12 protein-coding genes are annotated in these 12,032 nt (G+C 64.2%); 8 read left to right on the top strand and 4 right to left on the bottom strand.

The window, feature by feature from the left end; translation table 11 throughout:
• Positions 1 to 307: 307 nt before the first annotated feature.
• From G4G31_RS08735 to G4G31_RS24695, 5 genes are read left to right on the top strand one after another with little or no spacing between them, the layout of a single operon-like run.
• Entirely contained in the window at positions 308 to 1,156 is an 849-nt protein-coding gene (locus tag G4G31_RS08735) for an ABC transporter ATP-binding protein (RefSeq protein WP_182991091.1), read from the top strand.
• Positions 1,156 to 1,896, top strand: coding sequence for an ABC-2 transporter permease (locus G4G31_RS08730; protein WP_182991090.1), 741 nt, complete (start codon positions 1,156 to 1,158; stop codon positions 1,894 to 1,896). The genes G4G31_RS08735 and G4G31_RS08730 overlap by 1 nt, the downstream gene beginning before the upstream one ends.
• 2 nt (positions 1,897 to 1,898) lie before the next feature.
• Complete coding sequence (locus G4G31_RS08725) at positions 1,899 to 2,999, top strand: hypothetical protein (protein ID WP_182991089.1); 1,101 nt, start codon at positions 1,899 to 1,901, stop codon at positions 2,997 to 2,999.
• Between the two features lies 1 nt (position 3,000).
• The gene (locus G4G31_RS08720; RefSeq protein ID WP_182991088.1) at positions 3,001 to 4,203 is read left to right on the top strand and encodes an ABC transporter permease; all 1,203 of its coding nucleotides are present in this window, start codon (positions 3,001 to 3,003) and stop codon (positions 4,201 to 4,203) included.
• Entirely contained in the window at positions 4,088 to 4,915 is an 828-nt protein-coding gene (locus G4G31_RS24695; RefSeq protein WP_210283929.1) for a hypothetical protein, read from the top strand. The genes G4G31_RS08720 and G4G31_RS24695 overlap by 116 nt, the downstream gene beginning before the upstream one ends.
• Before the next feature lie 72 nt (positions 4,916 to 4,987).
• Here the strand turns inward: G4G31_RS24695 and G4G31_RS08715 are convergent, their stop codons facing one another.
• The 4 genes from G4G31_RS08715 to G4G31_RS08700 form a co-directional block, all read right to left on the bottom strand.
• Positions 4,988 to 5,569, bottom strand: coding sequence for a TerD family protein (locus G4G31_RS08715; protein ID WP_182991087.1), 582 nt, complete (start codon positions 5,567 to 5,569; stop codon positions 4,988 to 4,990).
• Between the two features lie 31 nt (positions 5,570 to 5,600).
• Positions 5,601 to 6,296, bottom strand: a complete 696-nt coding sequence (locus tag G4G31_RS08710) for a TIGR00266 family protein (protein ID WP_182991086.1) — start codon at positions 6,294 to 6,296, stop codon at positions 5,601 to 5,603.
• A gap of 62 nt (positions 6,297 to 6,358) precedes the next feature.
• Complete coding sequence (locus tag G4G31_RS08705) at positions 6,359 to 6,934, bottom strand: TerD family protein (protein ID WP_182991085.1); 576 nt, start codon at positions 6,932 to 6,934, stop codon at positions 6,359 to 6,361.
• Between the two features lie 334 nt (positions 6,935 to 7,268).
• Positions 7,269 to 8,339, bottom strand: a complete 1,071-nt coding sequence (locus G4G31_RS08700; protein ID WP_182991084.1) for a DUF475 domain-containing protein — start codon at positions 8,337 to 8,339, stop codon at positions 7,269 to 7,271.
• A gap of 105 nt (positions 8,340 to 8,444) precedes the next feature.
• On the opposite strand from G4G31_RS08700, the gene nhaR reads away from it, so the two are divergent.
• From nhaR to G4G31_RS08685, 3 genes are all read left to right on the top strand, one after another.
• A complete protein-coding gene (gene nhaR, locus G4G31_RS08695) occupies positions 8,445 to 9,353 on the top strand; it encodes a transcriptional activator NhaR (RefSeq protein WP_182991083.1) in 909 nt (302 codons plus the stop codon).
• 160 nt (positions 9,354 to 9,513) lie between these two features.
• Positions 9,514 to 10,857 (top strand): hemolysin family protein, encoded by a 1,344-nt coding sequence (locus G4G31_RS08690; protein ID WP_182991082.1) that lies wholly within the window; start codon positions 9,514 to 9,516, stop codon positions 10,855 to 10,857.
• A 154-nt stretch (positions 10,858 to 11,011) separates the two neighbouring features.
• Positions 11,012 to 11,818, top strand: coding sequence for an alpha/beta fold hydrolase (locus G4G31_RS08685; RefSeq protein ID WP_182991081.1), 807 nt, complete (start codon positions 11,012 to 11,014; stop codon positions 11,816 to 11,818).
• Positions 11,819 to 12,032: the final 214 nt, after the last annotated feature.

Below are 12,032 nucleotides of genomic sequence, written 5' to 3'. Positions count from 1 at the left end.
GGTGTCTACTGTATTAGTTAATTAATACAGTAGACTCGCTTCCCTATCATGTCAAGAAATATTGAACGTAGGGTAGGCGGCTCGGACCGCAATGTGCGCATTCCCGTTGCCCATGCGCCGCCTACGCGTACAACCCATGCCTGCATGACGCCAGAGCGGTCAGCATGGACAACTTGAACGCGTAGGCGGGGAACCCGCCTACGCTACGAATGATCCGCTTGCGAACGGATCCGCAACCCGCGGCACAGCTTGCCAAAATACCAATCGGCAATACTATAATGACCGAACTTAATTTCCGGTTAACAACATGAACGCTGTCGAGCTCGAATCCGTCACCCACCGTTATGGCCGGGTGCAAGCCCTCGATGGCCTGAACCTGACCGTGCGCCAGGGCGAAATGTTCGGATTCCTCGGCCGTAACGGCGCCGGCAAGACCACGACCCTCAAGCTGCTGATGGGTTTGCTGCGTCCGGACAGCGGCAGCATCACCGTCCTCGGCCGCCCTGTGAAACGCATGCCGGCCGGGCTCAAGCAACGCATCGGCTACGTTTGCCAGGAACCGAATTTCTATCCCTGGATGACGGCCGACCAGTTAGGCGATTTTGTCGGCAGCTTTTATCCGACCTGGGACGCGCCCGAATTCCAGCGCCTGCTGCGCATGCTCGACGTGCCACGCGACCGGCGCGCGTCGGAGATGTCCGGCGGCACACGCACCAAGCTGGGGCTGGCGCTGGCGCTGGCGCCGCGCCCGGAATTGCTGCTGCTGGACGAACCGACGGCCGGGCTCGATCCGGTGGCACGGCGCGAGTTCAACGATCAATTGCAGGCCTTGCAGCGCGAACAGGGCACGACGGTGATGTTTTCCTCGCACCTGGTCGGCGAGGTGGAGCAGCTCGCACAGCGCGTCGGCATCGTGCAGGCCGGCAGCTGCCGTTTCGAGGGCGAAGTCGGTGCCTTGCGCACGCAGGTGCGGCGCATCGTCGCGCTTGACGACGCGATTCCCGGCGAGGGTTTCACGCGGCTGCGCGGCGATATCTGGCAGGCCGATCCAACGCTATGGGACGGGGCCACCTTGCCGCCAGGCGCCGTCGCCGAGCGGCTGTCCCCGGAAGACATCTTCCTGGCCTTTGCCCGCACCGACAGCGTGACCGCCTGATGCGCGCCCTCCTCTACAAGGAGTGGCGCGAGCACCGCTGGGTGCTGCTGGCCATGCTGCTGTTGCTGGCGCTCGGGCAGGCTGTCGCCTTGCGCGCGGCGGGGATCATGGGCAGCCCGATGGTGGCCTATCAGAAAATTGTCGCGATCATGGTGCCCCTGATGGCGCTGGTGCTGGCCAACCGCCTGGTCGTGCGCGAATACATGGGCCGTACCCAGCTGTTCCTGGAAACCCTGCCCGTCAGCCGTACCCAGGTGCTGGCGGTGAAATGGCTGCTCGGGTGCGCACTGCTCTTGCTGGCGATGGGCGCCTGCCTGGGCGCAACCCTGCTCCTGGCGCGCCACAAGGTCACGCTGACGCCGCACTACGTCGCCATGGTGGCCATCCGCAGCGCCAGTTTCGCCTTGTTCAGCTATGCACTGGCCTTCGCCATCGGCTTGACCGGCCGTTACCGTTACGTCATCTGGAGCATGCTGGCTGTCTGCACGATGGCGGCGAACGCCGTCGGGCAACTGGCTATCCAGAACTGGGCGCCTTTCTACCTGGCGCAGGAATCGATGGTTTACGAAAGGCTGGTGCTGCCCCTGTCGGAGGTGCTGGTCACCTGCGGCATCGCCGCGGCGCTGGTCGTGGCGACCTTCGCGCTGGCGCTGTCGGCCGAAGGCTCGCTGGTGGTGGCCTTGTCGCGCCGGATGCGCTCGCGCGAAAATCCGCCGTCACCATCAGCTTCCCCGCAGTGATCATGGCGTTCACGGTGATCGAGGCACGCAAACCCAAGCCGCCCTACAAACTGGCGCACGCGGTGCGCAGCGAGGGCGGCCCGGCCGTCGCGGTCGGCGACGCCGGCCCCGAAGGCGTCGCCCAGCAGCTGGCCAATGCGATCTCAATCGACCTGGCGCGCATGCAGGCTTTCCTGGGCCTGCACGACACTCCCGCACTGACGGCGCTGCCTGACGATGCCCTCGATGGCGATGCCTTCCAGCGCGCGGTGCTGCCCAATGCCGACGGGGTGGTGGTACGCGCAGCTTTTACCAGCGACAGCTTCGACCGCGAAGGATTCCGGGCCTATGCGCTGGCCTCGTGGATGGAATGGTATTCGCATGGCCGCGCCGCCGAGGAAAGCCGGCGCTGGCTGCTCGACGGTACCGCGCAGTGGCTGGTGGCGCGCGACCTGCCGCAACAGCAGGACAAGCTGGCGCTGCGTGCCGCTTTCGCGGCGCGCCTGTTGCAGGCCCGGGGCCGCGGTGCCGAACGCGCGGTACACGCGTGGCTGAGCGTGCGCGAGGAGCTCGGCCCCTGCCTTGCCGATGCGCTGGCGTGGAGGATGGTCGCTTCGCTGGCCCAGCAGATGGGCGAGCCGCGCTTCCGGGTACTGAGCCGTTCGGTGCTGGCCGAGCGCCCGCCGGGCGACGCCCGTGCCTCGCTGCTCGACCCCGGTTTTGCGGCGCTGCTGGCACAGGCAGGCGCGCCGGGCCAGGCCAGGTTGACGCGGCAGTTCGACGCACTGTTCAAGGCCGAACAGGCACGCATGGCGGGCACGCTCGACCGGATCGCCGTACCGCAGGTGCGTTTCAGCGCGCAGCGCATGGCGGGGAACACCTTCGAGGTGCATTACCGGACCGGGCCGGCGGCCGGCGAGGTGCCGCCGTTCTCGGTCCTGTACCGGACCCCGGGGCCATGGGATGGCGAAATCGCGCCGGAAGCGCTGTCCGGGTCGACAGCACCCGCGCCGGCGTGCTGCCGGCGTCGTTCGCGCGCGGCACCCGCCTGTTCACCGCGGTGGAGCGGCGCGACGCGCTGCTCGGCTGCAGTGCCAGGCTGGCGGCACAGCGCTGGGAGGTGAAATGAACGGCGCCCTGTTGCGCAAGGAGCTGCGCAGCCTGCGCCCCTTTGTCTGGGTCGTGCTCGCGCTTCTGCTGATGGATCTCGTCGATGTTTTCCTCGTCCCCTTCGGCACCCATTCCTTCGCGGACCGGCTGCAACTGGTGTCCGACGAGCTCGGGGCCATGCAGATCCTGCTGGGATTCGCCCTGGGCGTCAACCTGCTCATCCGGGAGATCGACGAAGGCACCCTGCAATTCCTCGACGGCCTGCCCGTGACGCGCCGGGCCATCTTCATGGCGAAATTGAACGCCGCGATGCTGGTATTGCTGATCTTCCCTGCCGGCGCACTGCTGATGCACGCCTGTCTGCACGCGGCCACGCACGACTCGCTCAACCATGCCTTGCGGCCCACGCTGCTGCTGACGATGTTCGCGCTGTGCTGCCTGACGACTGCCGTCGCGCTGACGGCGGGCATGCTGCTGGGCTTCCTGCGCCATGTGGCCTGGCTGGCACTGGCGCTGTGCGCGATCGGGATCAAGCTGTTGCAGGAATGGTCGCCGTCGATCGCGGCGCTGCTCAACACCGCCGACCTGCTGGGCCTGCGCTTTACCGGGACCACCTGGCGGCTCCCCATGGCCACCATCTGGACCCAGCTCGGCGCGGCGCTGCTGTTCGCCTCGTTCTCCTTCGTCCTGTTCTCCAGCGCGGGCAAGGTGCGCGCACGGGTGCAGCGTATCGGCATGGCGCGCCGATGGCTCGTGCGGCTCGGTATCGCACTGATGGTGGCCGCCATGCTGGCGGGCTTCATGCTGGTGGCCAAGCGCGACAGGCAGGGCAAGGATGGGAGCGCCGGCGACAGCGATCGCGCCGATGCCCTCGAATTCGTGCCCATCGCCGGTGCCCATGCGAGCACGCGCCACTACAGCTTCAGCTACCCGGCCCTGAGCAGCGCACGGGTGCGTCCCCTGGTCGACGAGGCCGACCGCACCTTCGCCGCCGTCGCCTCCCCTGCTCGGTATCGAAGGGGCGGCGCCGATCGACGTCGACCTGTCCGGCACGACCGAGAACCACGCCGGCACGGCCTACCAGGACCGCATCCGCATGCACGTGAACGGCAAGGACGCGACCTCCACCCCGGCGCACGAGACGGCCCACGTGTTCGCGGCGCGCCTGGCCGGCGGCGCCCGTTCGATCGAACTGGACAAGATGATGGTGCTCAATGAAGGCCTGGCCGAATGGGTGGAAAACACGCTGGACCGGCAGGCCGGGGTGACCCCGAAGCAGGAGCTGGCGGCGGCCACCGTCTCGGCACGGCGGATGCTCGCGCCGCGCCAGCTGGCCGACCAGGAAGCCTTCGCCGGGACGGTGGACGACAACCTCAAGTACCCGCTGGGTGCGATTCTGGTCGACCGCCTGGTCAAGCGCTACGGCGCGGCAGCGCCGAAAACCCTGCTGCAAGCCCTGGCAAGCGCGGATTTTCCGCGCGACCTGAACGGCTATGCGCTGTGGCAGACAGCGTTCCAGCTGGCCGGGTTCGACCTCGACCTCGTGCTGGACGATTATGCGCGCCACCTGAAGGGACTGGAAGCGAAGTATGCGCGCCAGATCGCGCAATTGCCGCGGCCGCGCGGCAGCCTGGTCGAACAGGAGGACGAGGACGAGGACGGCGCGTACGCCATTGCGCTGCGTTTCGACCTGCCCGTGCCAGAGGATGCCACGGTGCTGGTGCGCTACCGGCCCGGCAAAAGCGCCGACTCGTCCAGCTATCGCCACCGCTACGCCAGCCGGTCGGAATCGGGCACGTATTCCGCGGCGGTGCCCATGGACCTGATCACGCGCGGCGAAATCTGCTTCCAGCCAGGCATCAGGGTGGAAGCGGTGATGATGTATGAGCCATGGGTGTGCCTCCCGGTGGACCCGGCAAGCGACGACTGAAGCGGCAGTTTTCGCGCACGTAAACAAAAAAACCGGGGACGCGTCCCCGGTCTTTTTTACACAACGATCAGATTACAGGTGGGGCGTAATCGACGGCATCAGGTCGTCGAAGGTGCGGCCGCTGGCGTTTTCGCCGATGGCGTGCATCTTCCACTCGCCGTTGTGGCGGTACAGCTTGGCCATCACCTGGGCGGTGTGGGCGCCCTGCACCGACAGGTCGTAGCGCGCCACTTCCTTGTTGCCGGTCGCGTCGAGCAGGCGGCAGTAGGCGTTCTGCACCTGCGAGAAGTTCTGGCCGGTGAAGCTGTTCACGGTGAAGACGAGCGATTTCACGTTGCCCGGCACGGCGGACAGATCGACGTTGATCTGCTCGTCGTCGCCGTCGCCGGCGCCGGTGCGGTTGTCGCCCGTATGGACGATGCTGCCGTCCTTGCTCTTCAACTGGCGGAACCAGACGGTATCGACCACGCGGTTCGATTCGTCGAACATCACCACCGAGGCGTCGAGGTCGACGCTTTCGGTTTTGGCGCCGAAGCCGAGGAAACCCTTGGACTTGATGGCATCCCAGCCCAGTCCCATGGTGACACGGGTGAGCGAACCGCCGCCCTCTTTCGAGAGCGAGATTTTCTGGCCTTTTTGCAGACTGACAGTCATTGTATTTCTCCTTGTGCGCGTAAGAGCGACGTTACTTGGCGGGCGCCTGCATCCATGCCTTGAAGGCGGCACGGTTACGCGAACACACGTAGACCTTGCCCTTGCCCGAAAAGCGCAGGACCATGCCCTCGCCGCTGGTTTGGCTGTTGATCAGGTTACCGAGGAAGCCGCCACTGGTACCGGTCGTGATCGAGATCTCGTAGCGCAGCGTGCTGTCCCAGCACACGACGTGCGAGTTGTCGATGATGGCGTCCTTGCCCGGCTCCACGTCGAGCACCGACATCGAACCGAATCCCGACACCACCACCTGGCCCGAACCCGAGGTCTCGGTGACAAAAAAGCCGCCGCTGTTGGCGAACAGCGCATTGCCGACGCTCTGGGTGCGCACCTTCAGGTCCACGCCGGACGTGGCGGCGACAAAGGCGCCGTCGCTGATGATGTAGTTGTTCGGGCCGACATCGACGACCTGCATCGCACCCGGCAGCGTCGGCGAGAGCAGGCAGTCGCCGTCGCCGCGGGTCGCTTCGATGTGCTGCTGGAAGAAGGACTCGCCGTTGGCGAAGGTACGCATCAGCGCGCTGCCGAGCCCGCCCTTCATCTTGCCTTTCAGGTCGAGCGTCGATTCCATCATCACCATCGCATCGGATTCGCAATAGATGGTCTCGCCGCGCCTCATCGACACATGCAGGAAGGGATCGACATCCCCGGTCACGGTAAAAGTTGGCATTTTTTTAAGGCTTCCTCTTTTTTAAAGACAGCCCCCGCTGGCGGGGACTGCAAACCTATCAATTAGACGTTGACGCCGTAGTTCTTGGCCAGTGGGCCCAGGCCGCCCTGGAAGCCCTGGCCGATTGCGCGGAACTTCCAGTCGGCGCCGTTACGATACACCTCGCCGAAGATCATTGCAGCTTCCGTCGAGCCGTCTTCCGACAGGTCGTAGCGGGCGATTTCCGCGTCGCCGCTGGCATTGATGCAGCGGATGAAGGCCTTGCCGACCATGCCGAAGTTCTGGCGGCGGGTGTCGGCGTCGTGGATGGTCACGGCCAGCACGATCTTGTCGACGTCGGCCGGCACCTTCGTCAGGTCGATGGCGACGGTTTCGTCGTCGCCCGCGCCTTCGCCGGTCTTGTTGTCGCCCGAGTGGACCACGGAGCCGTCGCTTGATTTCAGGTTGTTGTAGAAGATGAAGTCGGCGTCCGAGCGTACCTTGCCCGACGAGTTCAGCATGAAGACAGCGCCGTCCAGGTCGAAAGCGGCGCCATCGGTGGCGCGGGTATCCCAGCCTAAGCCGACTTTCAGGTTGGTCAGGCCAGGGGCTTCTTTCGACAGGTTGACGTTACCGCCTTTTTGCAGACTGATTGCCATTTGTGTATCTCCTAAGTTAGGACTTCTTGTTGAACACCGGTTTTAACCACGCACAGCGAGCTGGTGTTCTGCCGCTCGCCGTGCGGTTCGTTGTGCGCAGCCGTTGTGGCGCTGCGCGTTGTTCTGTGACTCTGTTTTTGCTCGGTACCGCGTGGAGTCGGGAGCCTCGCCGGCCGCATCACGCTACGACTACGCTGTTCTGCCGGGGCGACAGCGTGGGCACGAGTGCCCACCCTACGAAAGTCGTGCACCGTAGGGTGGGCTCTTGAGCCCACGCGGTACAAGGTTTCCGCATCCGGGACGGCGGCAAACACCACCACCGCCCCGTCACCCCTTACGCCAGCTCTTTCACACCTTCACGTGCTTCCAGCGCCGCATGCTTCTTCTTGTAGCGGATCGACGACCACAGCGAAGCCGCGATGAAGGCCACACCCGTCAAACCGGTCACGATCTCGGGCACGTGGATGTCCATCATGCCGGCCATCATGATCACGGCCAGGATACCGATCGCATAGTGCGCGCCGTGTTCCAGGTAGACGAACTCGTCCAGCGTGCCCTTCTTGACCAGGTAGACCGTCATCGAACGCACGAACATCGCGCCAATGGCCAGGCCCAGCATGATGATCACGACATCGGTGGTGATCGCGAAGGCGCCGATCACGCCGTCGAAACTGAACGATGCATCGAGCACTTCGAGGTACAGGAAGCCGCCGATACCGCCCTTCTTGACCATGTCGCCGACGTTACCGCCCTCTTCTTCTTCCTTCTCCAGCAGGCTGCTGATCATGTCGACACCGACGTAGACCAGGATGCCCCAGATACCGGCGGTCAGGACGATCATCTGCTTGGCTTCCTCGACAAAGCTCATCGAGAACAGCAGCGAAGCGAGCGCGATCATCACCGAGATCGACGACACTTTACCGAGCGAACCGAGCTTCTTCTCGAAGTTACCCAGCCAGTGGGTTTCCTTGTCCGCGTCGAGCAGGAAGTTCAGGAAGACCAGCAGCAGGAACATACCGCCGAAAGCCGCCACTTCAGCATGGTGCGCCGTCAGGTGGCTTGAAAAACCTTTCGGATCGGACAGTGCCAGGTTCCACACTTCGGTCAGTCCCAGGTCGGCTGCAACGGCCACGATCACCAGCGGGAACACCAGGCGCATGCCGAACACGGCGATGATCATACCCAGGCCCAGGAACAGCTTGAGCCAGAATTCGTTCCAGCCCTTCAGGACCGAGGCGTTGACCACGGCATTGTCGAACGACAGCGACACCTCCATGATCGACAGGATGGCGGCAACGCCGACTGCCGTCAGCGCGCCCGACAAGCCCGCGTGTTCGTAACCCCACCAGCCGGCCAGGCCCAGACAGATGATCGCTACGAGGAAAGATCCTCTAAAGTGCTTCATATTGATTTCCCTTCGTTGTGAAAATTGATAAAGCGCAGTGTAGAGTCGTGCGCTCAATTGAAAAAGCGAAGATAATCGAAGCATTACTTCGGAAAAACGGAAGAGATGAAAAACGCGGGAACGAATTTTCGCCACCTGTACTATTTCTGGGTGGTCGCCAAGGAAGGCAGCATCACGCGCGCGGCCGAGCGCCTCGGGCTGGCGGTACAAACCGTCAGCAGCCAGATCACCCTGCTCGAGCAGTCCGTCGGCAAGTCCCTGTTCACCCAGCAGGGCCGGCGCCTGACGCTGTCCGAGGCCGGGCGCCTGGCGCTGGGCTATGCCGACCAGATCTTCCTGCTGGGCGAGCAGATGCAGGAAGCGCTCGACCAGGCCGGCCACCTGCGCACCCGTTTGACCGTCGGCATCTCGGACTCGCTGCCGAAACTGACGGCCTTCCGCCTGCTGGAAGCGACCGCCACGCTGCCCACGCCGGTGCGCCTGGTCTGCTTCGAAGACCAGTACGAGGCGCTGCTGGCCGACCTTGCCCTGCATAAATTGGATGTCGTGCTGACCGACCGCGCCCTGCCCAGCGGCAGCACCCTGCGCGTGTTCAGCCACATGCTGTTCGAGAGCGAGATGATGGTCGTCGGCACGGCCGAGCTGGCCGCACGCTACGCGGAAGGCTTCCCGAAAAAACTCGACGGCGCGCCCTTCCTGCTGCCGACCCGGAACAACGCGCTGCGCACCCGCATCGACGAATGGTTCGAGATGCAGGGCGTGCATCCCGACGTGGCCGGCGAATTTGAAGATAACGCGCTACTGAACACCTTCGGCCGGCGCGGGCACGGCCTGTTCTTCGCGCCGGCGGCGCTGGCCGACGACCTTGCCGAACAGCTGAAGGCGGTGCTGGTCGGGCGCGTGCCGGAAGTGCGCGAGCAGTTCTACGCGATCTCGAACGAGCGCAAGATCCAGCATCCGGCGGTCGAAGCGATCCTGGCGGCGGCGCAGCACGGGGGCCTTGCCGCCGCCTGAGCAGCACGCGGGCTGTACAATGTCTTAGAGCGCCTAACAAAACCTTCATGGCAAGGCGCACCGTCGAAGACAGTACGCCTGTACGGCGAGACGGTGCAACGCCGCCATGGAGATTTTGTCAGGCGCTCTTGGTAGTACCTTTTATTCACTTACCCTTCATATGGAAAATATTTTATTTGTCGTTCTCGCCCTGTTCCTGGTCGCGTTGAACGGCTTCTTCGTGGCGGCCGAATTCGGCATCGTCACGCTGCGCAAGACCCGCGTGCGCGCCATCGCCAAGACCAGCGGCCTGCGCGGACGCATCCTGGCCAAGGTCCACGACAAGCTCGACGCCTACCTGTCGGCCTGCCAGCTCGGCATCACCCTGGCCTCGCTGGGCCTGGGCTGGGTCGGTGAACCGGCCTTTGCCAGCCTGCTCGAACCGGTGTTCGGCATGCTCGGCGTCACCTCGCCGCAAATCATCCACGGCGTTTCCTTCGTGGTGGCCTTCAGCGTCATCTCCTTCCTGCACATCGTCGTCGGCGAACTGGCGCCGAAGTCGCTGGCGATCCGTATCCCCGAAGTGGTGGCGCTGTGGACCGCGCTGCCGCTCTATGGCTTTTACTGGGCCATGTACCCGGCGATCTGGCTCCTGAATGCCAGCGCCAACCTGGTGCTGCGGGTGGCGGGACTGTCCGGCACCGGCAGCCATGAAACCCATTATTCGACGGACGAGCTGAAGCTGATCCTGCGCACGAACACGAGCACGGGCAAGGAGAAGTTCACCCACGACGAACGCCAGATCCTGGCGCAGTCGCTGGAATTCTCGGAAATGGCCGTATCCGACCTGATGCGGCCGATCAACGAGGTAATCGCCCTGCACGAAGACCAGCCGATCGAGGAAAACCTCGACACCGTGCGCCGCAACCGCTTCTCGCGCTACCCGTATTTCGACGAGGAAGGCGAGGAAGTGCTGGGCGTGATCCACCTGAAGGACCTGTTCTTCGCCCAGCAGTCGGGCAAGGACCTCAGCGACCTGTCGCAATTCCTGCGCCCGGTCGAGACGATTTCGGCGCGCACTCCGGCGCAGGACATCTTCCGCCGTTTCCGCAGCGGCGCGCCCCACTTCGCCCTGATCGGCGAAAAGGGCAAGCGTCCGGTCGGCTTCATCACGCTCGACAACCTGCTCGGCGCGATGGTCGGCGAAATCCGCGACGAATTCCGCATGAACGAGAACGACTGGCTGCCGCAGTCCGACGGCACCTATATCGGCAAGGCCAGCCTGCCGATCTTCTCGCTCGAACGCCTGCTCGGCATCGACATCGACAACGAGGAAATGGGGCTGGACGACGTCGAGTCGGTCGGCGGCCTCCTGATGGCGAAGCTGGGCGATATTCCGAAGCAGGGCCAGCGCATCGAATTCCCGAAGTTCGACGTGGTGGTCAAGAAAACCAATGGTCCGCGCATCCTGCTGATCAAGGTGATCCCGCAGCTCGAGCGCGACGAGGACGACGAGCACGGCTGAGCGTCATGACGCACCCGTAAAGCCTGCCCCGGCAGGCTTTACTCCTGCCCCGAGGCAGGATTTTTCATTTTTGCAAATCCATAACGCGTGCAAAACGTTACCTGATGTACACTGTTGCGCAACAAAGTTAAAAAAATGATTAGCCGAGAAAACGATGAGCGTGCTCCAGCGTAATAACGTATCTGTTTCCGGAAGCGGCGCCACCACGATGGTATTCGCTCACGGCTTTGGCTGTGACAAGAGCATGTGGCGCATGTTGACGCCGGCCTTCGCCGAGCGCTACCGGATCGTCACTTTCGACCTGGTCGGCAGCGGCGGCTCGGATTTGTCGGCCTACGACCGCGACAAGTACGGCAGCTTGCACGGCTACGCCGCCGACCTGCTGGAAATCATCGACGAATGCGCCGCCGATGGATCCGTGATTTTTGTCGGCCACTCGGTCAGCACCATGATCGGCCTGCTGGCGACGATCCGCGCGCCCGAGCGCTTCCTGGCGCAAATCATGGTCGGCCCCTCCCCCTGCTACATCAACGACGGCGACTACGTGGGCGGTTTCGCCCGCGGCGATATCGACGAACTGCTGGAAACGATGGACGCCAACTACCTCGGCTGGTCGAGCAGCCTGGCGCCGGCGATCATGGGCGCTCCGGGCCAGCCGCAACTGGCGACCGAGCTGACCGACAGCTTCTGCCGCAACGATCCGGAAATCGCCAAGCACTTCGCCCGCGTCACCTTCCTGTCCGACCACCGCGCCGACGTGCCGCAGTCAAACACGCCGGCCCTGATCCTGCAATGCAGCGACGACCTGATCGCGCCGCGCAGCGTCGGCGACTACCTGCATCGGCACCTGCCGCACAGCGTCTTGCACATCATCGACAACGTCGGCCACTGCCCGCACATGAGCGCACCCTGCGCCAGCTCGCAGGCGATCGACGCCTTCCTCGCACAGCAGCTGCCCTGAACATGGACGCCACGCTGCCCGCCGACGCTGCCCTGTACGAGGACGCCGCCTGCGGCTTGCTGCTGACGGATACGGCCGGCCTGGTACTGCGCGCGAACGCCACCGTCTGCGGCTGGCTCGGCTTCAGCCAGGACGAACTGGTCGGGCAAATGCGCATCCAGGAGCGCCTGCCGATCGGCGCGCGCCTGTTCCACCAGACCCACTGCACCCCCAT

This window comes from Massilia sp. Se16.2.3 (assembly GCF_014171595.1).
In the GTDB taxonomy this organism is placed as follows: Bacteria; Pseudomonadota; Gammaproteobacteria; order Burkholderiales; family Burkholderiaceae_D; genus Telluria.
This window is presented reverse-complemented; position numbering and strand designations above follow the sequence as displayed.

Excerpts from the sequence above, each read along its gene's own strand:
- G4G31_RS08715 (WP_182991087.1), bottom strand. The coding sequence starts at position 5,569 with ATGACTGTCAGTCTGCAAAAAGGCCAGAAAATCTCGCTCTCGAAAGAG.
- G4G31_RS08710 (WP_182991086.1), bottom strand. The coding sequence starts at position 6,296 with ATGCCAACTTTTACCGTGACCGGGGATGTCGATCCCTTCCTGCATGTG.
- G4G31_RS08730 (WP_182991090.1), top strand. The coding sequence starts at position 1,156 with ATGCGCGCCCTCCTCTACAAGGAGTGGCGCGAGCACCGCTGGGTGCTG.
- G4G31_RS08735 (WP_182991091.1), top strand. The coding sequence starts at position 308 with ATGAACGCTGTCGAGCTCGAATCCGTCACCCACCGTTATGGCCGGGTG.
- nhaR (WP_182991083.1), top strand. The coding sequence starts at position 8,445 with ATGAAAAACGCGGGAACGAATTTTCGCCACCTGTACTATTTCTGGGTG.
- G4G31_RS08685 (WP_182991081.1), top strand. The coding sequence starts at position 11,012 with ATGAGCGTGCTCCAGCGTAATAACGTATCTGTTTCCGGAAGCGGCGCC.
- G4G31_RS08700 (WP_182991084.1), bottom strand. The coding sequence starts at position 8,339 with ATGAAGCACTTTAGAGGATCTTTCCTCGTAGCGATCATCTGTCTGGGC.
- G4G31_RS08690 (WP_182991082.1), top strand. The coding sequence starts at position 9,514 with ATGGAAAATATTTTATTTGTCGTTCTCGCCCTGTTCCTGGTCGCGTTG.
- G4G31_RS08720 (WP_182991088.1), top strand. The coding sequence starts at position 3,001 with ATGAACGGCGCCCTGTTGCGCAAGGAGCTGCGCAGCCTGCGCCCCTTT.
- G4G31_RS08705 (WP_182991085.1), bottom strand. The coding sequence starts at position 6,934 with ATGGCAATCAGTCTGCAAAAAGGCGGTAACGTCAACCTGTCGAAAGAA.
- G4G31_RS08725 (WP_182991089.1), top strand. The coding sequence starts at position 1,899 with ATGGCGTTCACGGTGATCGAGGCACGCAAACCCAAGCCGCCCTACAAA.